Source organism: Ruegeria sp. BI11 (genome assembly GCF_056538005.1).
The window spans coordinates 36,190-59,878 of the sequence record NZ_JBQFSM010000013.1 but is presented as its reverse complement, the minus strand read 5'-3'; the positions used below and the strand labels follow the sequence as shown (position 1 = coordinate 59,878).

Genomic DNA, 23,689 nt, shown 5'->3' with positions numbered 1-23,689 from the left:
ACTCTTTGTCGATCCTGCCTACTTGGGGAATGGGATTGGGCGGTGCCTGTTTACTTGGGTGCAGGACAAATCGCGACTTCGGCAAGCTATGTGTTTGGTTGTTGAAGCTGATCCCGACGCTGTTCCGTTCCACAAAGCAATGGGCTGTCGCGAAGCGGGAAATGTGCCATCTGGTTCGATTCCAGGAAGATATCTGCCACGCCTCGAATTCGAACTATAACTTGCCTGAAAACACCTGGTTTCGATGCCTATTCTGACGTCCTCCTAAAATAAGCCTATTTCAATTGCTGGTCAGCGATCTGCAACGACCCCGTACAAGTGTTCTGATTGCGGCCCCATTGACGTCAGTTTCGTACCCCAACACGGAGACATAGATTTTGAACAGCTCAAAGGTCTATACCTACCCAGATCAGATGGGCGGCATCGTTGATCGAATTAAAGATCTTCTACTGCGTAACGGAACCACTCTGAACTCACCTCCAGTTATTGCAGTTGATGGAAAGAGCGGTTCTGGAAAATCAACTATCTCCAAGGCAATTGGAAACGAACTTGGCGCTTTGGTGATTGAAGGAGACGATTTTTTTATTGGCGGAACTGCCATTCGAGACGACCCTTTTGAAGTGCTGGCAGAGGAGTGCGTCGACTGGCGGTCCCAGTGTCGTGTCATCGGTGACTTAAAGGTCAGTGGAACCAGCAGTCATTACCGATTTTGTTGGTCGAAGTTCGATGGCTCACGCATTCTCCAATGCTATTCTTTGCAAGACAAAAAAGTGATAATTTTGGAGGGGGTTTATTCTGCTCGAAGGGAAATAGAAGACCTAGTGGATATTTCAATTCTGGTCATGCTGGATGGTGAAGAAAGAGAACGGCGGCTCCTCTTACGCGAAGGCAGCTTGGGTGCTTGGGAACAACAGTGGATTAACGCCGAAGACTGGTACTTTTCCAATCGAGTTGGCACCGAAAAATTCGATTTGATCATCAACAATTAACCCGAGTAAGGCCCAAGATGTGGCAGCCCTAATATCTGGCAAGTCATATCATTCCGTCGCGAAGTGGCTCGCGGCTAAGTTTTCCTAATCGAACAGTCCCCAAAATTTAGGCCCGTGTCAGCGCCCAGAACCGCAAGGGCAGGGCGACGGCTGCTGCCATCAGACCCAGAGTATAGCCGATCCACACGCCGACCGCTCCGAGATCGAAAAGGAACCCCAATACATAGGTGGCCGGCAAGGCAAGTGGCCAATAGGCCGTCAGGGTAATGATCGTCGGTAGGTTCATGTCCGACATTCCCCTTAGCGCACCCAGCGCAGTACCCTGAACGCCATCCGCAACCTGCAGCATTGCCACGATGAAAAACAACGTCACCGCGAGGTCAATGACGACCGGGTCATCCGACATGGTTTCCGCAAGAATCCGGCCAGCAGTAATGAAGATGAAGGCGGCAATCGCCTGCCAGAGCGTGACCATCGCAAAAGACGCCTTCAGGATCGGTCTGAGCCTTTCTCGACTTCCTGCACCGACTGCAAGGCCCACACGGATCGAGGCGGCACCCGCCATGCCAAGCGGGATCATATAGGCCAGCCCCGCAAGCGCGTTAACGATTTGATGGGCGGCCAGCGCCTCGGCCCCCAACCAACCCATCATCAGGCCAACCACGGCGTAGGCTCCGCCCTCACCCGCATAGCCAAGACAGAGCGGCAGGGCGTCTTTGGCCTGTGACCAGACATCCGCCCATGCAACAGTCACCCGCTGACGAAAGGCGGCCAGCCCCGGTGCGCGTATCAATACATAGATCCCGGCAACCAGCGACGTACATTGCGAGAGTATACTGGCCAGACCAGCGCCCAGAATTCCAAGATCAAGGACGTGAATGAAGGCATAGTTTGCGGGTACGTTTAACAGGACGCCCAGATATGACAGCGCTACGGCTGTCCAGGGCAGCCCAACGGCGTCGAACAGAGCCTTCAGACCAAAAAACAAAGTGAAAGGCACGATCCAGATCGCCATCGACATCCAGTACGGCAGCAGGATAGCCAGAACCTCCTTCGGTTGACCCAAAGGCCCCAGCAGCGGATAAAGTGCGATCATCACCAATGCCGCGCCGCCGCCGCCCAGAAGGCAAAGCAACAGACCGCTACGTAAAGCCAGCGCAACTCGCGCGGCGTCGCGTGCGCCCTCGGCTTGGCTGATCTGTACGGAAATAGCCGTGATCACGCCCCAAAGGGCGGAAATCAGGATGATCAGAACAGCCGTGGTCACACCGGCCGCCGCCAGCGGGACCGTTCCGAGCGGAGAAATCATCGCCGTATCTACGACGCCGATCAATAGCGCTGCGGCCAGCCCGACCATCAGCGGCACGGCAAGCCGGATCAGTGGCGTGAATTCGGCGCGGGTGGGCGCCTGCGAAATCAGGATTTGGTCTGTCATGGGTCACCTGCCGGACAAGGTCCGGCGAAAAAGTCGCGGTAAGGAGCTTTAGGCTCAGAATGAAGAGGGGCTGTTCAGCCCTGCGACGGGAACACCATGAAATTGGTCCTTTTAGGGACGAGATAACTGGTTAGGTTCTAGGGGAAGAATTGTTCGGCGTCCAGATCGCTTTTGTAGGGCTGCTTGCCGAGTCCTAAAGAGGTTAGGAATGATGGGATTTCACCGGAACGCGGTGAGGCTTTGGTCAAACCATCATCTAATTGGCAGCCACTTGGGCAAGGTCACGCAGAATTTTGGCACTTTGGTCGTCGGCCGGAAAAAACAGCTCAATCTTCAAATCGTCCAGCGTGACGTCCGCGACTGTGCTAAATTGCGTAATGGTTCCAAACATGGAAAGTCGCTGACCCCCAAAGCGGTAGATCGTAGAAATTGTGGGCCCGATCACCGCGTCACTGCGGGCGTGCCCCTGTTGCGACAACGCGCGCGCCGCGGCGTCCAGCACGGGTATGCCGCCTGCGTTGGCGCTTTCAGCGCGCAGCCGCAACATCGTGTGATGCGCGACCTCGGGCCAGTTTTCGACAAGCTCAGGCATCAGCGGGCTGGTCAGCAGGTCCAGCAGGCTTTGCCCCTCGCCGATCCCCAGTGGCTTGAACAGCCTTTGGGCGCCGCTGTTGAGCATTACAACCGTCCAGAGCCGGTCCAACACCATTCCTGGGTAAGGGGCATGTTGCTGCAAAGTCCATTCGACCGCATCCCGGATAGGCGACATCGCCGCGTCATCAATCGGCGTCGCCGCAAAACGCGGCGCGAACCCTTCAGCGCGCATCATCTGATTTCGGGTTTCGGCCGGAAGGTTCATGACCTCGGACAGATGAAGGATCATGTCCGGGCTGGGTCGGGACCGCCCGGTTTCAAGAAAGGAGATATGGCGCGCGCTGACCTCAGCTTCGATCGCAAGGTCCAGCTGGCTCATCCTTCGTCGCTTTCGCCACTCTTTCAGCATGCCGGGATAGGGTGTCATGATCTGAGTTTAGCAAGGTTCCGAACAGAATTCACTTACCTCTGAGGTAATTGAATTGCGTCCGCCGCAAGTCGCATTAAGAGCGTATACCGAAAGGAGAAGGTCATGACCCAACAACAGTCAGCAATGCGAATTTCAGGCGGAGTTCTTGTTGCAACCGGGGTGCTCTTTGCTCTGGCCGCCCTGCCGTTTCTGCACCCCATCGCGCATATCTTTCTGCAAATCGCGTATTGGCCAATTCACGCCGTTCCCGCGGAACTGACGGTTCCGTTTCCTTTACTGCTGGTTATAACCGGTGGCCTGACGGTTGGCCTGGGAGGAATGCAATGGGCGCTGGGAACATACGTTGCCCCGGTATCGGCGGTGGCCGCGGCCAAGACCGCTCAGATTACGGCATGGTCTTGGTTTTGCGTGGACAGCTCAGGCTCCGTTCTGGTGGGTGCGCCCTTCAACGTCGTTCTGAATCTGTCCTTTCTGGTCCTGATCCTGATATCCTGCCACCCCCGGAGGGCAAACAAACACGCAACATCCTGATGCGATGCGGCATCCTTTTGGGTTTGAAAAGAAAGACCGGCTACAACAGAGTATCTTCAATGGTCGAGGCGACATCTACGGCGGTTTTCACATCGGACATGCTATTGCTCTCAATGACGCTGCCGCTTTCGATACCTGACCTGAGCCGCTCATGAATGGACAGGACTTCCTCTTCCAGTTCGGCAGCCTTCTCTTCGAACCAGGCGACCTTGGTCTTCGCATGTTGCTGGACGAGTGGGAAGCGATCTCTCCGGCGGCCTTGAACACACGTCTAAAGGAACTGCAGGCCGCAGGGTTCGTTTATCGCGCGGAAGGAGGGTACGCGTCACTCCAGACACGGAACGATTGTTTAGAGCAAGGGCAGCTTAATGCCCTTGCTTAGTTGGTTCCTTAAAACGGGAACCGATAATGCGAAGGAGGTGGGTGTTCAACCTCCGGCGGAAGGCCGACGTCCTTCCTCAGATGAGCCGGCAACTCGGCTCTTTTGTGCAGAATAGGCCGTTCAACACCGGGTCGCCGGGCGAAGATAGCCGCTAGCCGCAGTAAGAGGCCACGCGATCGTCTGATTGGTATGTAAATTGATAAGCTTGGCATTGTTCTCTCCATGAATTGATGGAAAGCCGCCACATGAGGAAAACACAAAAAAGGCTGCTCACGAGGCAGCCTTCAGATTGGAAACCTGTCAGACCGCTTTAACGGGCTACTGCGCCTGCCGCGCGAAGCATTGAGGTCTGACAATTCAGCATATCTGATCTCTCCTGTATCAGGGTTTCCGGTTCGTCAGTTACCAGACGAATGGTCTCAGTTCAACAACCCACACATGTATTGGTCGAATTCCGCCGGATAGCCAGCTCACACCCATTGGGAATAAACCGACGTATAGTTCTGTTCGCAACCAGTGACGACGGCGGTGGCATTTGTCATTTATCAAAGTCTGCGTTCGCAGCGAACTGCAGCTGTGCGGGCTGCAAGCGCAGCATCCGAATCTAACGTCGAAGGTCGGCTAAGGGTCGCCCTAGAGGACGACCCTCCAACCCAGATTTCAATGACTTCGGCGACAGCCAAGGCATCCTCGAGTTCCAAATCTAGATATTGGACGGTGCTGTCCATCTTGGTGTGGCCGAGAAGAAGAAGCAGAGCAGTTCGAAGGTTTCCAGTCTTCTTGTAGATCTGAGTAACCTTGGTTCTCCTCATTGAATGCGCAACTTAGGCGCTCGCCTCGGGACCGATCGACGTGACCCAATCGCGGACATTCCGTGCGTATTGGCGTGTCGAGATGTGCAGGCGTTCATGAAGTCAGCCGGGCCACAGGTACTCAGAACTGACCATCTGATCGTCTTCCATCCACTTCTCAACAGAGGTTCGTGTGCCTTCGGATAAATGCAACCGCAGGCGCGGTGGTTCTGCCTGAAGTACGCGCTGTCATTCCTAAATCCGGCCGACTGCCAGGGATTGACGGATGGGCAAAAATGTCCAAGACCGATGGCAATGCGATTTCGCTTTCTGCGACTCCCGGCGAGATTCGCGCTGGCGTCCGGCTCTTGTTCACGGACCCGAACTAATTGCGTGTAGAGGATCCCGGTCAGGTCGAGAGCAATGTGGTCTTCACCTATCTGGATGCCGTTGATGAGGCCAAGGATGATCAGGCGGATCTCAAGGTGCATTGACCCAGCGATTCTGCGTTGCATGATCCAGCTCAACGCCATACTTTCTTCCAGATCTCGGTATCAAACTCCGTAGTGCAGGTAGAGGAAACCGTGAGCAGGATCACGTCTTTCGGAAAATGCGTGTCCTTAAATGAGATCGTCACGGTCTGCTCCTGTCATGTTCCAGCACGCGTTACCAGAACTGCACTCGACCTGACAGGTTTGGGACGGAGTTTGCGACAGACCCTCAACGAGTGGACGTTTCTGGTCTCTTCAAAGATTACGCGACACTAACGTTCCACGCGGGGTTCTTAGGTCACCAGGCGCGGTTATCACCGATCGTGTCGATCAGTGGTTGCAGATGTTTTTCATACCGCCGCCATTTTTCCTTGGACGTCGCATAAAGTGGCTGGCGAACCTGTTGGACGCTGGCGGTTCGGACACGGCGTTTGCCCGAATAGAACTCAAGGCAGGCTTCGGTCCAGTCCAGCCCGCAATAGTCGATGATGCTGCGCGCGACGGTGTCGATATCGTCCACCAGTGCCTCGTACCGGATCGTGTGGAACGCGCCCTGTGGCAGAGTGTTCTGCCAGTGCTTCATCATCCGAACATAGTTGTTGAAGTAGCGCCCTAATTCGACTTGGTCATAGCTATGCAGCTGGCTACGCTCGAACAGGCGTGTAAAGCATGACAAGCAGATATCCAGCGGGTCACGGGTGATGTGAATTATACGGGCGTTTGGCATAAGGCCGTGGATTAACCCGATCATTTGAAAGTTGGCCGGCATCTTGTCCACCACATGCGGGGCGTCTCCGCCGAGGCGCGATAGAACCGAGATGTAGTCCTCGGCCCGCCGAATTAGCTGATCGTCGGATGCCGAGGCCATCGCCTGCGGAACATTCGTTCGACCATCCGCCAGACGTCCAAACAGGCTCTGCAAATCATTAAGTTCTCCGGCACCAAATACTTGGCGGTGGGAGTCGAGGATGGATTCTGTCAGCGTCGTACCCGAACGGGGCATACCAACGACAAAGATAGGCTTGTCACTTGAGATTGCGCATCGGCGAAGCTGTTCGATTCTGTCGGCATCGAACGTCGAAATCAATTCATCCGTCAGCTTGTCTGTTTCAGCCGGGTCATATGCGATCAGCGACCGTTTAAGGCTAGCGCCTCTTTCGAATTGCGCAAAAGCCTCATCGTGGCGTTTAAGCTTTTCATAACAGTCGCCCATCGCAAAATGATAGGAAACGGCTTTTTGCGGCAACATCTTATCCGCTGCAGGCAGGGCAGCCTCAAGCGCTTGAAAGACTGGGCTGTCTTTGGTGATTTTGTCCAACCGCGCCAATGCGATCTGCGCGCCAAGCGGGTCATCTGCCGAGGCCGCAGCCGTGTTAAACAATTGGCGGGCTTTGTCGAAATCACCTTGTTCCATGGCCAGATGTCCAAGAGCTAGGCGGCTTGCCGTAATGTCGGGTTTAAGATCAATCGCCTTGGCATACAGGGTTTTCGCCGTGTCGATATCGCCAAGATGCGCCTTAACCAACGCCATCTGATGGCAAGCAGTGGCATTTTCAGGGTCCAGACGCAGGGCGTGTTCCGCTTCGATCAGGGCCAATTTGGGGTGGTTCTTTTCGAACAGTATCTGAGAAAGGCCAACATAACTTTCGGCCTTTTGACCATTCAAGGAGATCGCATTTCGAAACGCGTTTTCCGCCTTGTCCAGATCGTGCTCTAACAGGAAGATCCGTCCAAAGTTCCGGTGCAATTCCGCATCGCGCGGGGCCTGCTTAGCATGGTTTTCGGCAACGGATCGGGCGGCGGCGATGTTTTCGGTCTCGATCAGAACCGAGATCAGGTTGTTCGCGGTCTCGGACGAGACCGGATTAATCCGTAGGGCCTTTCGGTACAGGTCCGCAGCTTTGTCTCGATCACCCCGATCGCGGGCGATACTGCCCAAATTATTGAGGGCGCGATCAAAGTCGGGCGACAGAGCAAGTGCCCGGTCTTGCGATGTTTTGGCAAGCTCAAGCTCTTTTAGATCATAATGAACAAGACCCAAATTCGAATGGGCCGCCGCGTGACCGGGTGCCAGCCGCACCGCCCGTTCACCAATGGCACGGGCCTTTTCCAGTTGCCCAGATGCACGCAGAATTTCGGTGTAATTGGTCAGGAAATTCACGTGGTCCGGTCGCAACTCAACAGCTCGGCCAACAGCCTTCACAGCTGGATCCAATTGCCCAGCCTGAAACGCTATGAGGCCCAGCATGTGGTGAGAATCCGCGTGTTGCGGAGCGGCTTTGGCAATCTCTGACAAAAGAGCGGCGGCTTGCTGTAACTGCCCTCTTTCATAATGCGACATCGCCCGGGTGAAGGCCTCTTGCACCGAAATCTGCTGCTGTTCTGTCATAAGAATGCCTCCTGCCGACCAGCGCAAATCTGATTGAGAACCGCTTAACTTAAACACTGGCGCACTTGTGGTAGAGCATTCTTTCCCTGCCGTCCATCCGTTGGGTTGGTCAAATATTCCCAAGTATCAATGCGATATGTTGTGTGTTTTTGATGCAATACCACGAAATATTCGGAAGATTTATTAGAGGGTCACATTTGCGCCAAGCTTCGCTCCTAGGTAGCAAAATGAACAAAAAGTTAACAAGTTATCTCCTAAGGAAGGGACTTCATAAATGAAAGGTTGCGCAACTGAGCGCACGCGGGAACGCGTGGCGCATGGGGGTCGTGTTGTGAAATGGAAAGGGCAGGTGGCCAGTGTTGCGCCATCGGTTTTCCTGGCGTCCGTGTCTGTGGCGGCGTTGTCTGTCGGGATCGCCACAGCCGAGGTGGTTTCGGCACCGCAAAACACCCGGCAGGTTTTTCTGAATGACGAAGACAACACGATCACGGCTACCGGCGCGGTCAATCTGACCACTGGGGGTGGTCCGGCCGTCGTCATTGACACCGACTATTCCAGCACATTCACCAACAATGGCACGATTTCTGGTCCTTCTGCGTCCAGCTCAATTGGTTTCGGTGTTCTTTTGACCGACGATTTGTCGGCAACTGGACAGATCATCAACAACGGCACCGTGAACGTTAATGTCGATGCTTCGTCGTTTGCGGCGGCGCTTGGGTTCCTAATGGGTGGGGACTTTGCTGGTAACTTCGTGAACACCGGGACTGTGGCCGCCCAGGCGAGCGCGACCTCTACCAATGCGACGGCCCTCGGAGTTCTTTTCACGAGCGGTATCGACGCCACCGGATCATTTTCCAACTCGGGTTCGATCTCGGCAAGGGCCAGCGGGTCGGGTGCCAGCAACGCAACAGCCATCGGGTTGCTTTCCGATGGGGATTTGGACACGGATATCGTCAATGATGGAACCATCACGGCAGCTGCGAATGGCGCGAGCACGCTGGAAGGAATCGGCGTTCTGGTTACCGGCAATCTGAACGGAGACGTTAACAACACCGGCACAATCGAGGCCACGGCGTCTCAGACAACCGGTCAAGCAGAATCCATAGGTGTTCGCGTTGAGGGTGATGCAAATGGTGCGCTGAATAACGATGGTACAATTGTTGCCAGAACTGAAGGATCCGCAAGCGATGCAGTTGCCTGGGCGTATCACGTCGAAGGCAATCAAACCGGAGACCTCACCAACACCGGCACGATTACCGCCATCGCAGACACCACGTCCGGCAGCGCAGACGGAGCGGCGGTTTATGTAGAAGGTGACACAACCGGCAACATCACCAACACCGGCACAATCATTGCCCGCGGCAGCGCCACCGATTCCGCCTCGGGTTCGGGCTATTACCTGTCGGGTGACCTGAACGGCAATTTCGACAATTCTGGCACAATTTCAGTTTCCGCGAACTCGACCGATGAGGAAGCTCAAGCCGTCGGTTTATATGTTAGCGGTGCAATGTCCGGCGATATCAACAACAGCGGTTCAATCTCGATCCTCGCCGACGGTGTTTCCTCTGCAACTGCGTCGGCATTTGAAATTAGCAACGGCCTCGACGGCAGTTTTGTCAATAGCGGGTCGATCACAGTACATGCGACCGATCTGGCAGATGACGAAGCCTACGCTTACCTTCTGGATGTCAGAGGTGGGATGGCAGGGGATATCACTAACACCGGCAATATCCTGGTCCGAGGTGATGGATTTTCGGACGCCACAGTAATCGCGTTTGATGTTTCAGGTGGTTTGCAGGGGAATTTTACCAATTCGGGCACCATCAGCGTGATAGCGACCGACCAGACCGAAGAAGCCGAGGCTTATGTCCTTGACGTCAGCAGCGGAATGACCGGCAACATCACCAATACTGGGACTATTTCCGTACGCGGTGACGGGTACTCATCCGCGTCGGTCTACGCGTTTGACATTTCGGGCGGTCTGCAAGGTGACTTTACCAACACTGGCACCATCAGCGTGATTGCCACGGACCAAACCGAGGAAGCCGAGGCATATGTCCTTGATGTCAGCAGCGGTATGACCGGCAACATCAACAATTCCGGCACTATCTTTGTAAGAGGGGATGGATATTCATCGGCGACGGTATACGCCTTCGATATTTCGAGCGGGCTGGACGGTGATTTCACCAACACTGGCACCATCACTGCGATTGCCACCGATCAGACCGAAGAGGCTGAGGCTTATGGCTTGTATGTCAGCGGTGGCATGACTGGAAATGTTCTGAACTCCGGTTCCATCGAAATTGAAGCCCATGGATATTCGGAAGGTACTGGTGCTGGCATCTACATTACCAGTGGTCTGGACGGTGATTTCACCAACTCGGGCTCAATCACAGTTCTCGTTACGGATAACACCAGTTCGGCTGAAGCTTACGGGTTTTATTCCAGTGGCACGACCATTGGTGATGTGACGAACACCGGTACAATACAGGTGACCGCCCGCGGCGACACCAGCGCTTCTGCAACGGCCTATGGTGTCACGGTTTCAGAACTTGACGGGACGTTGTCGAATTCCGGCGTGATTACCGCCACCACTACTTCGGAGGCTGAAGAGGCCTTGGCTCGGGGTATCTACGTGCGCAACGGAACCGATGGGACAATCCTCAACGCTGGCAACGTTGAGGCATCTGCCACAGGGTCGACCGAAGCCGAAGCGCAGGCGGTTTTCCTGGACGATACGTTCACAGGCAGCTTTACAAACACCGGCTCATTGACTGCCTCGGCAACAATCACCAACAACACGGACTTCTTCCAGGGGACCGCGATTGGTGTACTTGCCGATGACGTGCAGGGGACGTTTTCGAACAGCGGTGTGATCACAGCGACGGCGGCTGGCGCGGCAGAATCCAATGCCTACGGTCTGTATTTCGAGAATTTTGACGGAGAAATCACTGGGGTTGGCGAGATTTCAGCAACGTCCGACACCGGTAACGCCTATGCGATCTTCCTTGGAACAGGCACGGGAACATTGAACCTGGTGACCACCGATAAGGTCGATGGCCTGATCCGCGTTCAGGATCACAACGTCAATCTGGATGCCATTGGTGGCAGCATGGTTTTTGAGTTCGAAGACGCCGCAACCGGGTCTGGAACCTTTACCACTACGGTGTCGGATGGCCGTTCAGCCTGGTTTGTTCAGGACGAAGGCGGCGCGGCCCCGATTTACGCCAGTGTCGACTCGTCCGAAGTATTGACTTCGGGCGATGTCGTGGCTTTCTACGGCAGCGTAGTCAACGGTTCGACGAATGCGCTGCGCTACGCGCCACAGGCTCAGGTGACTCGCAATTCGACCACGGGCCGTATCTCAGGCGTGACGTTCGGCCCGTTCCGCCCCTATGTGGCGATTGACGGCGCGGCGCGCCAATTTGAAAACGTGCCAGGGAATGATACCGATGTCGCGATTTTCAATGGTAGCGCGGGGTATTCCGGGCAATTGGACAATGGCTTGGCGCTGGCTCTGGGCCTGGGAGTGTTCCGGTCCGACGGTGACACCGACACCACAGATTTCGACACTGACGGCTTGTATCTGGACGCCTCACTGGGCCGCCAGATCGGGTCGTACACAATCGAAGCGGGTCTGGGGTATGGCTGGTTGTCGACCGAGCGGTCGCGAGAGATCACCGGCAGCGCTGACGCAGAAGCCGATTACGACAGCACCCTGCTGACGGCTTATCTAGGTATCGAACGGTCATTTGACGTCAGTGACGAATTCGGGCTGCTGGGTTTTGGCGATGTCCGATATACCCGCCAGGACGATGACGGATATACCGAAACCGGGTCATCCGCCAATGCCACGGTCGGAGATAGCACCACCGAGGTAATCGAAGCCCGTCTGGGTGTAGAAGCCGAGAAGGCGCTGAATACCGGCGGTGTTCTTGTCGGACAGCTGTCGGGGGTTCTGCGGCGTGATCTAGGGGATAACGATACGAATGTGACAGTGTTCTCGACCACTCAGTCGCTATCTTTCCCATCAACGGATTTCACCGGCGCAAGTGTGTTGATCGGCTATGAACACGAGTTCGTTCCCAACATGCAATTCGAAGCGAATGCGGAACAGGAAATCGGCGACGACGCTCAGGGACCGTTTTTCCAGGCGGGTCTAAGATGGTCTTTCTGATCTCTGCATAAAACCAATAAAATCGGGCCAGAACTTTAACATCCACTGGCCCGATTTTTTGTTTAAAACTGAGTCTTATTCATTTCATGTAGTTGTGGAAAATTGCACTTAATCTCGCGATCAGCTGGGGAACGCGCGCGTTAAATTCTATCTTCGATCTCTAACACTGGGTTTTGAACTTCAATGTGCAAGAAGATACCAGCGCGAGGTTGGGGTCTGATTTGCTAAAGAGATTGGGTAATTTCTAGCCTGCTCTGTTGATGAGAAAATGTTGAGAGAAAGCAAGGGGCCACTGACGCTGGCACTCGGAATGGCCACTTTGTTGTGCAATTTTTGAGATCAGCCCACCCCAGATTTTGCACACGCAGCGAAAGACCGGCGTTAGGAAGCCGCGCTGCAGCGCCGGGATGGTGGCCAATGTCTCTTATGGGCCGTTCCTCATCTAAGTAAGATTGGCGTTGGATCTTTTGACGTATATTCACGCATCGGTATGGTTCTCAAGCATCGCGATCACCTCTATCTCGATCAGCATGTCTTCGTAGACCAGATTGGGCACTGGGATGCCTGTCGTCGCTGGGCCAGGTGCGGTGTAGGAATTGGATCGGATCAGCAGGTTTTCGTGTAGCGCTTCGGCCGAGGCACTGCCTTGATAGAAGGTGGTGACCTTGACCACATCGTCCAGAGTGGCGCCGAACTCATCCAACACGCGAGCCACATTCTCCATTGCGATCCGGGTTTGGGCGACCATGTTGCCGGGTTCCAGCACCATAGCCTGCGTATCCAGTGCCACTTGGCCGCCCACATGGATTAACTGGCCGGAGCCGACTCCGTGTTTGTAAGGTAAAGCGGTGGTCCAATTCCAATGCCCGTCGGGCCAGGCATGACTAATGCGGCGCACTCCGGGGGCACAGGCGGTTGCAGCGATGCGTGTGGTCAGCCCGTCATATGGAAAGGACGGCAGGGGAATGCCGGTGGGCGTTGGACCGGGATCAGGGAAGTAGTCGGCACGAATGCGGGCCGAAACTTCCCAATCTTCTGCTGTTCCGTCGCCAAGGTAAAACGTGTTGACCTTGACCACATCCTGCATCCCCGCACCTGCGGCCTGAAGTGCGAGGGAAAGATGCTCCATCATCACTCGGGTCTGCGCTACGATATCGCCAGGATGAGTGACCGATCCGTCGGCGGAGCGGGCGGTTATGTCACCTGTAAAGATCATGTCGCCGCACTTCACCACATGTGAGAAGGCGCTAGGCAGAGGCGACTGGGCATCGAGATGGTAGTTCTGGCGGGGCAGTACGCTGCCGTCGGGCCCGCGCATGGCGACGCCTTCGATTTCGCACAGCATGTCAGGGTAGCAGAGTTCAGGCAGGTTGATCAGATTGATCACCGGTTTAACCTCATGTCCGATGATGTCGGCCAGCAGGTTCAGCATCCGATCCTCATCACCCGCGTCACCGACGTAATAAACAACCAGTCGCACCAGATCGGTGAAACCCACGCCAAGGTCGGTTAGAAGAACCTGCATATAGACCATCGAATTGCGCACTTGGGCATCCAGATCGCCGATGTTGCGTACGGTTCCCTGAGAATCCAAATCCACCTGCCCGCCAGTAAAGACCATGTCGCCTGCACGCACTGCATGGTGGTGAGTCAGCTTTACCGGCCAATTCCAGTGTCCTTCGGGAAAGCTGTGTCGCCTGGTCATTGGGCGCCTCCTGGCTGTTCAATGCCTTTAAGCGTGCAAGTAAACATGAGGCCGAAGATCTGGCCAGTGGTTTCTGAAACGTGCATTTGACGACATCACAAATGTGCAGTTTGAGGCCTAAGTGCCAGATGCTGCGCTGTGAACAAACGGCGGCTTTATCGTTCTTGAGCTGCTGGAGCTTCGAGAAGGACGTATTTGAGGGTGTTCCCTGATCCAAGCATAATGAGCACAGATAACGGTGGATTTGTGGTTTTTGAAAAGACCGTCGGTAATGGGGTCATGAGGGCCAAGTCTGGACCTAAAGGCTGAAATCTTTGCCGGTTTGCTTCGAGGTTCGGTGATACTATTGGCATTCTAGAAAGTCTTTTTTTGTAGTCACCGAGCCAGTCTGCTCCCGTGCCAAAGACATCGTTGTTTCGGGAGATGCCCATTTCGGTGTCAAGCAACCACCATACATGGTCGCTATAATAGGCCGGAGATTGGAAACCACCATTTTTGCCTAATGTGAACCATTCTGCGAAGCCTATTTCGCCTTCGGCGGCAACCAGACCAGATGCAAAGCAATGCGATGGATTGAGGAAATAGCTTGCTATTCTTCTGTCTTGGTCGCGACAAAATGCATGGTTGGGCGCTGAACTGCGTCACAGTTCGCTTCAGCATCAACGGCGTCATTCTTCCCCAGCTACGCATTGGGTTTGACGTAGCGAGCGGTCATGGGCTTAACGTTATGGCCAAGCTTGTTCAATTGGCAGCCCCAGTGATGAGACGACTCGCAGGTTTCCTGGCCAATCCTGCTGGACGTCGCGCGGGCATGCCGATCCAATACGGAAGGAAGCGTTCGCGTGGCAAGCTCGTTGCATTTTTCGCCGTATAGTGCTGACCTTACCGGACAGATGCGTGCAACCTGTGCGTGCCGATCCGAAAGGATAGCCTATGGTCGATAACAGTCCTGCAAATTTGCAATACTTGACGAACCCACTCTTGAACAAAGGGACTGCCTTTTCATTGCGCGAACGAGAAGAACTCGGATTGATGGGCCTTCTTCCACCGCACATCGAAACGCTCGAAACCCAGATAGACAGGGCCTATGCCGCCTTTGAGCGTGAAGAGACACCCCTGGACAAGCACATCTATCTGCGCGGCCTACAGGATGACAATGAGGTACTGTTCTATGCCCTTTTGGTGCGTCATCTGCCCGAGATGATGCCGATCATTTACACGCCAGTCGTGGGTGATGCCTGTAAGCAGTTCAGCGAGATTTACGATCATCCACGGGGGTTGATTATATCTTATCCAGATCGTGATCGGATCGATGACATACTTGAGAACGCCATCCTGCCCTCTGTCGAAGCCATAGTCGTCACTGATGGAGAGCGGATTTTGGGTTTGGGCGATCAAGGCGCAGGCGGTATGGGAATCCCGATTGGGAAGCTTTCGCTTTATACCGCTGCGGGCGGAATAAGCCCGTCTGTGGCACTCCCAGTGGTACTGGACGCCGGTACCAACAACCAGGAACGGCTGGAAGATCCGCTTTATATCGGCTGGCAGAAAGAGCGCATCAGCGGGGACGAATACTTCGAATTTGTTGATCTTTTTGTACAGGCGGTTAAGCGCAAGTGGCCGGATGTATTGCTGCAGTTCGAGGATTTTGCACAGCAACATGCGGCGCCTTTGCTTGAGCGGTATCGTGATCAGCTCTGCACCTTCAATGATGACATTCAGGGCACGGCGGCTGTGACTGCGGGCACTTTACTGGCCGCCTCAAACGTCACTGGCATTCCGTTAAAGGACGCAACAATCGCGTTCCTTGGAGCTGGGTCTGCGGGGGTGGGGATCGCCGAACAATTGGTGCAACTCATGGTTCGACAAGGACTATCCGAGGCCGAGGCGCGCGGGCGCGTCTACATGGTGGACCGGAGTGGGTTGTTAACCGATGCGATGACAGATCTTCTGCCGTTCCAAAAGAAAATTGTTCAACCCTTCGCCAGAGTGGGGGGCTGGTCGAAGGGTGAAATCTCATTGCTGGATGTGATTAATCACGCCAAACCCAACATCTTAGTTGGCGTCAGCGGGCAGGCGGGCTTGTTCTCGGAAGAGATCATTCGCGCGTTGGCGGCTCACACGGATCATCCTGTCGTGTTGCCGCTTTCGAACCCAACGTCGCGAATTGAGGCCGCGCCAGCAGATATTATCCGCTGGTCAGATGGTCGTGCAATGGTCGCCACCGGAAGCCCGTTTGATCCCGTTGTCTACAACGGTAAGTCGCACCATGTCGCGCAATGCAACAACTCCTACATTTTCCCGGGCATGGGGCTGGGCGTGCTGGCGGCACGCGCGCGCCGTGTCACTGACGGAATGTTCATGGCCGCCGCTGAGGCGCTGGCCGCATTGTCGCCTGCGAAGTCCGATCGCACCGCCAGTTTGTTGCCCGATGTGGGGGACATTCGCCAGGTCAGCAAAGCTATCGCGTTGGCCGTTGGTCAACAGGCGCAGTTGGATGGGGTTGCGCCTGAATCTACCAGTGATGACCTGAAAGCTGCGATAGAGGCGAAATTCTGGACCCCGCATTATAAGGAGATTGCCTGAAGCAGACCCGCGTTGGAGTGACCAAAGGTTTCTTCTTCGTGCGTTCAGAACCCACAGGGGCTATTGTAGGGAACGAGATACGGCATGTGTGCGTGGCCCTGATTGCGACAGTTACGTCACCTCACGCCCGAGTGGCTTTTGCATCGCAGCACAAACGGCGCCCAGCAGCAGGACCGCAGAGGCCACGACGAGGCTATCTCCTATTTCTCCGGTTATGTCCCCGATGACGCCGGCCCCGATCGGCCCCAATGCCTGTGAGACAGCGAATACTACGGTAAAAAAACTAATGGTTGGACCCCAATCCGGTTGTTCCACATTCTGGCGGACGAAGTTGGTTACAGCAGTAGGCGGCATAAACACCGACAGTCCGAAAACGAGTGCCGACAAAATCAATCCATATCCGGATGGAACCAGGATAGGCAGAGCTGAACCAAAGGCGACTCCGCTTAAGATCAGTGCCAGCGGCATTCCAGATGAATAGCGAGCCAGCACACCGCGCCAAACAAAAGGAGACGCCATAATACTCAAGCCAAGGATCATCCACGTTGCAGTGGTCAACAGGACACTGGAATGTTGCTCCTTCATCCAGACAGAGATGAAAGTGACGTAGACGATGTAACCCAACCCAAACAGCCCATACCCACCGACTTCGCCAAGCATTCTGCGAACTGGGGGTATGGACGGCAGTGCAGTATCGTGCTCGGTTTCGATCAATCTTGTTGAAGCCCAAATCGAGAATGGGCAAATAATCAGGGCTGCCAACCCGACCCCGATCCATGCCCAGTCCCAATATTGCGGTCCGAATACGTCCAACATGCTTGGAAGGGTTGCGCCGCACAATGCGATACCAAATCCGCCGCCACCGCCAAAGTACAAGGCGATGGCCAACGCGTTCTTTCGCGGGTTGCCCTGGAAAAGCGTTGCAGCCAGTACGCCGCCTGACACAAATGAAAGAGCACCGAACAATCCGACCAACGTACGACAAGCAGTTTGGAATACGAGGCTTTCATCAAACCCGGTTGCCAATAGACACAGTGCGGTCGCTACAGTGCCCCATGCAAACAACCGCGACGGCTGAAAATGCCGGATCAGAAAAAGTGTCAGAATCGAACCCACTATGTAGCCAATCGAATTGGCCGTGTTTAGCCAACCGGATTGAGTGAGACTCCAGCCAAGACTGCTTTTCATAGACGGCAGAATTAGGCCGTATGCAAAGCGACCAAAGGCGTTGGATATGCTGACGCCAAGTGCAAGGCCCAGCAAAATGAGCCATGGGCTTGTAGGTTTTGCCGCGGGCATGAAGTTCCTTCCAAATTGAGCGATCACCGTGCCTCAATGCGCCTGGACGTGCAATCCTACGCTGGTCCCCTTGCACAGCGCCAAGCACCGCCTTGTTTTGGTGACCGCCGCTGAACTTGAAACGCTGTCGATGCCAGTTCCCGCGACGTGGAGAGAGCAATCTTGGGATTTGTGGACAATTTCAAGCAAAGCTGCCGCCAATCTTGCGGAGGTGCACGGTCACGCAATTCCTTAAGCTAACCACATTTGGCCAGCAAAAGACCCTATAGCTTTGCTGACTTGACTGGACAGCGTACTTCATCAAAGTCCCAAAAAAGCTTACTTTGCGGCCGCGGCTAACGTCGGCAATGCGAGCTGCGTCCGCAGCATTTGAGACATTGGTCGAGTGACCGCTCTGGGTCGCCTACGAGGACGACCCGTAGTTGCTAGATTTCAATGGCCTCGGCGATTGCCAACGCGTCCTCAAGCTCGACGCCCAGGTACCGGACTGTGCTGTCCATCTTGGTGTGTCCAAGCAGAATTTGAACAGCTCGAAGGTTTCCGGTCTTCTTGTAGATCTGAGTGACCTTGGTTCTCCTCATTGAATGGGTGCCGTACGTGCTCACCTCGAGGCCAATCGACGTGACCCATTCGCGGACAATCCGTGCGTATTGGCGGGTCGAGATGTGCAAACGTTCATGAAATCGGCCCGGCCACAGGAGCTCGGAACTGACCATCAACTCGTCTTCCATCCACTTCTCAACGGAGACTCGTGTGCCTTCGGACATCTCAAAGCACACAGGTTTCTGCGTTTTGCTTTGAAGTTCTGAAGCCCGTTCCTTAATCTGACCCGATGACATGACATCGGCGACCTTCATCTTCACCAGATCGCAGCCGCGGAGCTTACTGTCGATTGCCATGTTGAAGAGCGCAAGATCGCGATGGTTTTCGGCAAGCTCGAGGCGAACTCGGATTGCCCAGACATGCTTTGGTTTCAGCGGTCGCTTCTGGCCGACGATGCGTCCTTTGTTCCAGGTTGGGCGAAGTGCGCAAATGGCTGGCAAGTTTGGTGTTTCCATAACTGATCTTCCGATCCGCCATGCCCGCCCACAACGACAACCCGACGTTGAAGCAATACAATATCACAGGATGCTGCGTTTACTCCGATGGCCGCTGTGAGCCCATAAAGACGGATGCTGTGCGATGCCCCAATGACAGCAAAGCGCAGAAAGCTGACTTTGCAAAGTCGAGCGGACGGCCCTACCAAACTTTTGGGAAACCGATATCGATGCCGCATTGCGGTTAGTGCTGCTTAGTTTCAAAGGTTGTTGGGAATGATTGCGAACGGGTTTCGTGGTCCTGTTGAACTTGCAAGGGCTTGTTTAGTTCTCAGGAACTTCAACTACAAATGAGTGACCAACCGACCTTGTATCATTCCAATGAGGCGACGGCGCCGACCCCCAGTCCGTCTTAAAGTACGCCAAATACTGGTCACCCTGGTGGTTATCTGGCCCTCCGGGCCTCCAGTTTGTGTAGACCAATGGTTCGCCATTGAGCCAATACCACCCACCGTCTGGCTCTTTGGCACCCTCTTCTTGTACCAGTCCTATCATGGGACCGTTGTATTGCCCTTCATATACGAGCCAATGACCTTCTTCCTTGATCGTCAGGTCGTAAACAAATTGGTTTTCTTCGTCTGAGCCTATAGCGACCATGTGGCCGCCCAGTAATTCTGCAATTTTCTCTAGATCCGCCAGTTTCCCTCCCCAAGTCCGGATCACGTAGTAATTTGATCCTTCGAAAGAGCCTTCTGTTACCAAGTCAAACTTTTTCAGCAACTCCTGTGGTCCAGGGTCGGTTTCCAGAAATGGAGTCAGTGGCAACCCTTCGGCAATAACTTTGTCCTCCCGCAAAACAGACCAAAACAGAAAAAAAATGGAAACAACCATAAAGATGGAGAAGGTAGCAATGAAAAACGGGCTTCGAACAAACTTCTCAGCGTCCTTTCTGAAAAGTGCTATTTTTGAGTTGCCTCTTACTCCAACTGAATAAACCAGCACCGGTTTTTCGATGTTTTTTAGATAGTGCTCACCCAGTTTGCTTAGGTCAAACTCGATTTTCCCTTCCGTCTGTTCGACAACACTGCTGGAAAGGCAGATACCGCCTGGGCTGGCCAAAGCTTCAAGGCGAGAAGCAACATTGACTCCGTGCCCAAGCAAGTCTCCATCGTCTCTTAAAATCACATCTCCCAAGTTGATCCCAATTCGGAACCGAAGCTCTATCGGCCTATTGCTAGAAAGATAGTACTCATCGTGGGAGCTCTGAATTTCTATTGCGGCTTTGAGAGCGTCTACAGCGCTTTCAAAGGCAGCAATGACGCTATCCCCAGCAGTGTTAGCAATCCGCCCGCGATGTTTTTGGATCGCCCTATCCATTACCTTTCTCAGGTCTGACAATACGGCGATACTAGCTTCTTCGTTTTCCGCAACAGCCTTACTATAATCTGCGACGTCAGCAGCCAAAATCGTGAGCAGCTTTCTTGCCACTCCAGTTGACCTGCCGTCTGGTTCAGCTTTCGGCAAAGTGAACTCCTTGCGTTCCGGAGGCGGACTCCCAGTAAATCAAGCTTGAGAATTGCAAGTGTATTTTTTACGCAACCACCTGGCAAGAAATTACCCTTTGGCCAACGAAGCACAGGTGTCTACGTTTTCCGCAGAGCTGACAGTGAAGAATCTGTAGGGCACGACCGCGTAGAGCCCAGACCGCAGCTTTTATGTGGCGAACGTTTGATATTTGACATTGCCTTAGGCGGTGGGTCAGTTTGAAGGGTGAATTGAAAAAGCTGAGGCTCGCCTTTCATGAATTTTTCGGCGATTTTGATTTCTGTTTTGCTGCTCTTGCCGATAACGGCCCGTGCCCAGGACAATTCTTTTTGGACCCCGCCCTCTAATCTGAGTGGATGCGGCGGCAGTTTTTCAGGTGTGAATTCTTTTACGTTGTCGCAAAGAATAGTGCGTCGTCCATTTCCGAATGACGACGGAGTCAACTTCACGCACTACTATGGGATAGGCTTATCGCGAACGATGGCAGGCAGAGATGTCCAGGGCTTCAAGAACTACATTTTGGAGGTCGCTCGTGCAAAAACGTACACTAAAGGGAATTACGTGTCGGGGAACTCTCCCTACGCCATTCAGTCCATAATTTTAAAACTTACTGCTTACTATATTACTTTCATGGAGTCCAAAGGCCAACTCTCCGCAGAGGAGCGGGCGACTCTAATCGCGTGGGGCACACCGATGCTGAGAAATCAAAAACAGCTCAAGGGAAACAGTGCTGCTGACAGCCGTGCTTTATCCGGTGCTGCGCTCATCAGTTGGGGTTCAGTCACGAACGACAAACGATTGATAAAAGCCGGTCAGAGAAACTGGCAGCAAGCGCTTCCATATTTGATTGGCAGTATTGGCAATCTTACCCGACACAAGGACCACAAAAATGTGCCGCTGAGCGAACTAAGTATGGAAGACGAGTATAATGAGACCTTGGCGCACGTTATCGAGGGCGCTGCGATGTTGGAAAACCTTGGCATTGGCGCCTTCAACGCTTCTTACAAAGGGCGAAACGTTCATGATGCGGTGAACTGGTGGACAGGTGTCGTCGCAAGCAGACCACCTGGTTTCGACGGCTACCGGAGGAAAAACAACACCTGGACACTAGGTTGGATACCCATCTACGTCAGCAAGTACCCGAATAGCCCCTCAGCTCCACAATTGCGGCGAATGGCAAAAGACGTATCAAGGGGAAAGAAACCAATGTTTGAAGCAATAAGCCTGGGAACCGCAACAGACTGTATTTGGGGTTACCGATAGGTATTTTTGTAGCGCGAATGCACTGCTTACTCCAAATAAGCGCTCATGGAGGAATGCCGCCGCAGAATAAGAGCTTCAATGCCCGATTTTTCCGCGCGGTAGACAATGAACAAAGTGCAAGAAATGTCTACATTAAGCGCGGTGAAGTCTGGGAACAAACCAAATAAGAATGATCCTAACGGAATTACCTGGAGACTTTTACGCGCTGCACCCGAACGTCTCGGGAAACCATTTCGTAGCGAAATGGGAATTGAGAATAAACGCCGTGCTTGAAAAAGTACTTATTAGGCTGAAATGCACCAGCGTTTTTAGAATATTCATAGCGCCCCGTCACTTGCACTCTGTCACCCAGCCAAACTGTTGCGTCAAAATTGCCCTTTCCATCGAATACTACCAGCACTTTTAGTTCCCGCTCCTTACCATCCAGCACAAAGCGGTCAGGAGATTTTGCGGTTGTCAGCTTTCCACGAATACAAGACTCCCCCGGTCCCGTTTTAATGTCACTAACGAGCGCCAAGTGTCCTGATTTCGAGACATCGATTTTGAGTGGTGGTGCGCAGCCACGTCTGCCGTCGTGAATTTGAAACAGGCCAAATTTATGGCCCATTTCACCTGTCATCGATACGCGGCTCGTAAAGAGGTACGACCCCCGATGTTTTGCTGAAACCTTATCAGTGTAAATCTCCGCGCGCTGTGTGAAAATACCACCTGGGCAGTGGTTTCTGCTGGTTTTAAACGTCCACGTTCGACCCTTTTTCGTGATTGAGCCTTTGTCCACACCACAAGAAATGCTCCACTGATTCAGCGGATTGGCACCTGCCGAAGAAGCAAAGAAGCCAAAAGAAAGGGCCATAATCACAGCAAAACGAAACATCAAATCTCCAGAAATAGAAATCTGTTTACGGATGAGCATACTGCAAAGTGAAATTCTGTACAAAACGCTCCCAACCGTATGGATCCGCCAAGGATAGCTCCGTCCCCACTGCCGTCACTCACGATATTTTGGCGAGCGAACGTATCGACACCGAGCCTACCAAATCAGTCACCGCAGAACCACGTAGCCTCTTACCCTAGCAACCCTCAAGCATGACTCACCAGGTTATCAGCCGCCTGTCCTTTGCGTAGAAGAGGCGTATTGGAAACCGGTGCACATTAGCGAACTCTTGACCCCCGGTTCACAGAAAGCAATCATTAACGATGTAGAAAATGGAATTGTCGGCGCGCCCGATTTAAAAGCGCGGGAGGGCATTTTGAAGTTTTCATCCGTCGTCATTTTTTGTGCAGCGTTCCTCGCGGCGATATTCTTCGCGACCTCAGAGGCTGTCTGGGCCCAAAATTCGCTCGCCGAAGGATTTGGAAGAATGAAATTGAAATCGGCGTCCGGTGCAAAAAGACTTTCACGAGTAAAATTGAAAGACGGCACTGTGGCTGAACGTTTTGTATTGAAAGCTGGTGATTGCTCAACGAAGTCTAATGATTGCATCCACGAAAGAGAAAGAATCGAGTTTTACGATTCGAAGCCTAGAATTAAACTAGGAAGCGAGGTTTGGTATGCGTACTCGTTCTACCTTCCTCCGGATTTTGCAGCGCCCCCTTCAGGTGGCGGTGGCACACCGTTGATACTGGGTCAGGTCCATCAACAAGGAACCAGTGGGCCCGAAGTACTTTTTATGTTAAGTCAGAAAGGCTTCTTTATCAAACTGACAGACCCCTATCATCTCGATGATGATCCAATGAATCCGGTCCCATTGTTCCGAAGAGAACGGCTTGCAGGCCTCAACTCAGTTTTAGGTCGTTGGACGAGGGTCGAACTGCATGCAAAATGGTCACGACAAAGCGACGGTTTCATCGAGGTATTTTTGAATGGCCGCCCGGTTTGGACCTATCGCGGCGCGACAACCAATGCCAATGACCGATTGTACTTCAGATATGGGCTTGTTCGTAGTTTTGTCTCACGGTGCGGTGGCTCCTGTCCAACGATTTGGGCTCTATACAAAGACGTGCGTCAAGGGCCAACACGGGAAGATGTTAGACAATAATCGATG

15 protein-coding genes and 2 pseudogenes are annotated in these 23,689 nt (G+C 53.6%); 8 read left to right on the top strand and 9 right to left on the bottom strand.

Features of this window, described 5'->3' with window-relative positions; translation table 11 throughout:
* Positions 1-13: 13 nt before the first annotated feature.
* Both ACR0DT_RS21120 and ACR0DT_RS21115 read left to right on the top strand, forming a co-directional pair.
* Positions 14-220: pseudogene (locus ACR0DT_RS21120) on the top strand (hypothetical protein); the annotation flags it as partial.
* Between the two features lie 157 nt (positions 221-377).
* Entirely contained in the window at positions 378-989 is a 612-nt protein-coding gene (locus tag ACR0DT_RS21115; RefSeq protein WP_480712645.1) for a hypothetical protein, read from the top strand.
* A 106-nt stretch (positions 990-1,095) separates the two neighbouring features.
* On the opposite strand, the gene ACR0DT_RS21110 is transcribed toward ACR0DT_RS21115, so the two are convergent.
* Together ACR0DT_RS21110 and ACR0DT_RS21105 are read right to left on the bottom strand one after the other, a co-directional pair.
* The gene (locus ACR0DT_RS21110; protein WP_480712644.1) at positions 1,096-2,424 is read right to left on the bottom strand and encodes an MATE family efflux transporter; all 1,329 of its coding nucleotides are present in this window, start codon (positions 2,422-2,424) and stop codon (positions 1,096-1,098) included.
* 256 nt (positions 2,425-2,680) lie between these two features.
* Positions 2,681-3,427 carry a helix-turn-helix domain-containing protein gene (locus ACR0DT_RS21105; RefSeq protein ID WP_480712712.1) on the bottom strand — a complete coding sequence of 249 codons (747 nt, stop codon included), beginning with the start codon at positions 3,425-3,427 and terminating at the stop codon, positions 2,681-2,683.
* A gap of 123 nt (positions 3,428-3,550) precedes the next feature.
* On the opposite strand from ACR0DT_RS21105, the gene ACR0DT_RS21100 reads away from it, so the two are divergent.
* A complete protein-coding gene (locus ACR0DT_RS21100) occupies positions 3,551-3,979 on the top strand; it encodes a hypothetical protein (protein WP_480712643.1) in 429 nt (142 codons plus the stop codon).
* A 1,038-nt stretch (positions 3,980-5,017) separates the two neighbouring features.
* Here the strand turns inward: ACR0DT_RS21100 and ACR0DT_RS21095 are convergent.
* Positions 5,018-5,362, bottom strand: a pseudogene (locus tag ACR0DT_RS21095) (tyrosine-type recombinase/integrase); the annotation flags it as partial.
* Between ACR0DT_RS21095 and ACR0DT_RS21090 the strand changes: the two are divergent.
* Positions 5,344-5,541: a hypothetical protein gene (locus ACR0DT_RS21090; protein ID WP_480712642.1), complete on the top strand. Its 198-nt coding sequence runs from the start codon at positions 5,344-5,346 to the stop codon at positions 5,539-5,541. The pseudogene ACR0DT_RS21095 and the gene ACR0DT_RS21090 overlap by 19 nt on opposite strands.
* A gap of 400 nt (positions 5,542-5,941) precedes the next feature.
* Here the strand turns inward: ACR0DT_RS21090 and ACR0DT_RS21085 are convergent, their stop codons facing one another.
* Complete coding sequence (locus ACR0DT_RS21085) at positions 5,942-8,032, bottom strand: tetratricopeptide repeat protein (protein ID WP_480712641.1); 2,091 nt, start codon at positions 8,030-8,032, stop codon at positions 5,942-5,944.
* Positions 8,033-8,306: 274 nt separating this feature from the next.
* Here ACR0DT_RS21085 and ACR0DT_RS21080 point away from each other — a divergent pair, with 274 nt between their 5' ends.
* The gene (locus ACR0DT_RS21080) at positions 8,307-12,209 is read left to right on the top strand and encodes a hypothetical protein (RefSeq protein ID WP_480712640.1); all 3,903 of its coding nucleotides are present in this window, start codon (positions 8,307-8,309) and stop codon (positions 12,207-12,209) included.
* Between the two features lie 478 nt (positions 12,210-12,687).
* On the opposite strand, the gene ACR0DT_RS21075 is transcribed toward ACR0DT_RS21080, so the two are convergent.
* Positions 12,688-13,914, bottom strand: a complete 1,227-nt coding sequence (locus tag ACR0DT_RS21075) for a RidA family protein (protein ID WP_480712639.1) — start codon at positions 13,912-13,914, stop codon at positions 12,688-12,690.
* A 933-nt stretch (positions 13,915-14,847) separates the two neighbouring features.
* Between ACR0DT_RS21075 and ACR0DT_RS21070 the strand changes: the two genes are divergently transcribed.
* On the top strand, positions 14,848-16,500 hold the full coding sequence (locus ACR0DT_RS21070; RefSeq protein WP_480712638.1) for an NAD-dependent malic enzyme: 1,653 nt from the start codon (positions 14,848-14,850) through the stop codon (positions 16,498-16,500).
* Between the two features lie 111 nt (positions 16,501-16,611).
* On the opposite strand, the gene ACR0DT_RS21065 is transcribed toward ACR0DT_RS21070, so the two are convergent.
* From ACR0DT_RS21065 to ACR0DT_RS21055, 3 genes are all read right to left on the bottom strand, one after another.
* A complete protein-coding gene (locus ACR0DT_RS21065) occupies positions 16,612-17,799 on the bottom strand; it encodes a YbfB/YjiJ family MFS transporter (RefSeq protein WP_480712637.1) in 1,188 nt (395 codons plus the stop codon).
* 425 nt (positions 17,800-18,224) lie between these two features.
* Positions 18,225-18,857: a tyrosine-type recombinase/integrase gene (locus ACR0DT_RS21060; protein WP_480712636.1), complete on the bottom strand. Its 633-nt coding sequence runs from the start codon at positions 18,855-18,857 to the stop codon at positions 18,225-18,227.
* Positions 18,858-19,160: 303 nt separating this feature from the next.
* The gene (locus ACR0DT_RS21055; RefSeq protein WP_480712635.1) at positions 19,161-20,360 is read right to left on the bottom strand and encodes an adenylate/guanylate cyclase domain-containing protein; all 1,200 of its coding nucleotides are present in this window, start codon (positions 20,358-20,360) and stop codon (positions 19,161-19,163) included.
* A 276-nt stretch (positions 20,361-20,636) separates the two neighbouring features.
* On the opposite strand from ACR0DT_RS21055, the gene ACR0DT_RS21050 reads away from it, so the two are divergent.
* Positions 20,637-21,644, top strand: a complete 1,008-nt coding sequence (locus ACR0DT_RS21050; protein WP_480712634.1) for a hypothetical protein — start codon at positions 20,637-20,639, stop codon at positions 21,642-21,644.
* A 184-nt stretch (positions 21,645-21,828) separates the two neighbouring features.
* Here ACR0DT_RS21050 and ACR0DT_RS21045 read toward each other — a convergent pair whose 3' ends face one another.
* Complete coding sequence (locus tag ACR0DT_RS21045; RefSeq protein ID WP_480712633.1) at positions 21,829-22,518, bottom strand: hypothetical protein; 690 nt, start codon at positions 22,516-22,518, stop codon at positions 21,829-21,831.
* 289 nt (positions 22,519-22,807) lie between these two features.
* Between ACR0DT_RS21045 and ACR0DT_RS21040 the strand changes: the two genes are divergently transcribed.
* On the top strand, positions 22,808-23,683 hold the full coding sequence (locus ACR0DT_RS21040; protein ID WP_480712632.1) for a polysaccharide lyase family 20 protein: 876 nt from the start codon (positions 22,808-22,810) through the stop codon (positions 23,681-23,683).
* Positions 23,684-23,689 lie beyond the last annotated feature (6 nt).

Excerpts from the sequence above, each read along its gene's own strand:
- ACR0DT_RS21110 (WP_480712644.1), bottom strand. The coding sequence starts at position 2,424 with ATGACAGACCAAATCCTGATTTCGCAGGCGCCCACCCGCGCCGAATTC.
- ACR0DT_RS21105 (WP_480712712.1), bottom strand. The coding sequence starts at position 3,427 with ATGCTGAAAGAGTGGCGAAAGCGACGAAGGATGAGCCAGCTGGACCTT.
- ACR0DT_RS21100 (WP_480712643.1), top strand. The coding sequence starts at position 3,551 with ATGACCCAACAACAGTCAGCAATGCGAATTTCAGGCGGAGTTCTTGTT.
- ACR0DT_RS21085 (WP_480712641.1), bottom strand. The coding sequence starts at position 8,032 with ATGACAGAACAGCAGCAGATTTCGGTGCAAGAGGCCTTCACCCGGGCG.
- ACR0DT_RS21080 (WP_480712640.1), top strand. The coding sequence starts at position 8,307 with ATGAAAGGTTGCGCAACTGAGCGCACGCGGGAACGCGTGGCGCATGGG.
- ACR0DT_RS21075 (WP_480712639.1), bottom strand. The coding sequence starts at position 13,914 with ATGACCAGGCGACACAGCTTTCCCGAAGGACACTGGAATTGGCCGGTA.
- ACR0DT_RS21070 (WP_480712638.1), top strand. The coding sequence starts at position 14,848 with ATGGTCGATAACAGTCCTGCAAATTTGCAATACTTGACGAACCCACTC.
- ACR0DT_RS21065 (WP_480712637.1), bottom strand. The coding sequence starts at position 17,799 with ATGCCCGCGGCAAAACCTACAAGCCCATGGCTCATTTTGCTGGGCCTT.
- ACR0DT_RS21060 (WP_480712636.1), bottom strand. The coding sequence starts at position 18,857 with ATGGAAACACCAAACTTGCCAGCCATTTGCGCACTTCGCCCAACCTGG.
- ACR0DT_RS21050 (WP_480712634.1), top strand. The coding sequence starts at position 20,637 with ATGAATTTTTCGGCGATTTTGATTTCTGTTTTGCTGCTCTTGCCGATA.
- ACR0DT_RS21045 (WP_480712633.1), bottom strand. The coding sequence starts at position 22,518 with ATGTTTCGTTTTGCTGTGATTATGGCCCTTTCTTTTGGCTTCTTTGCT.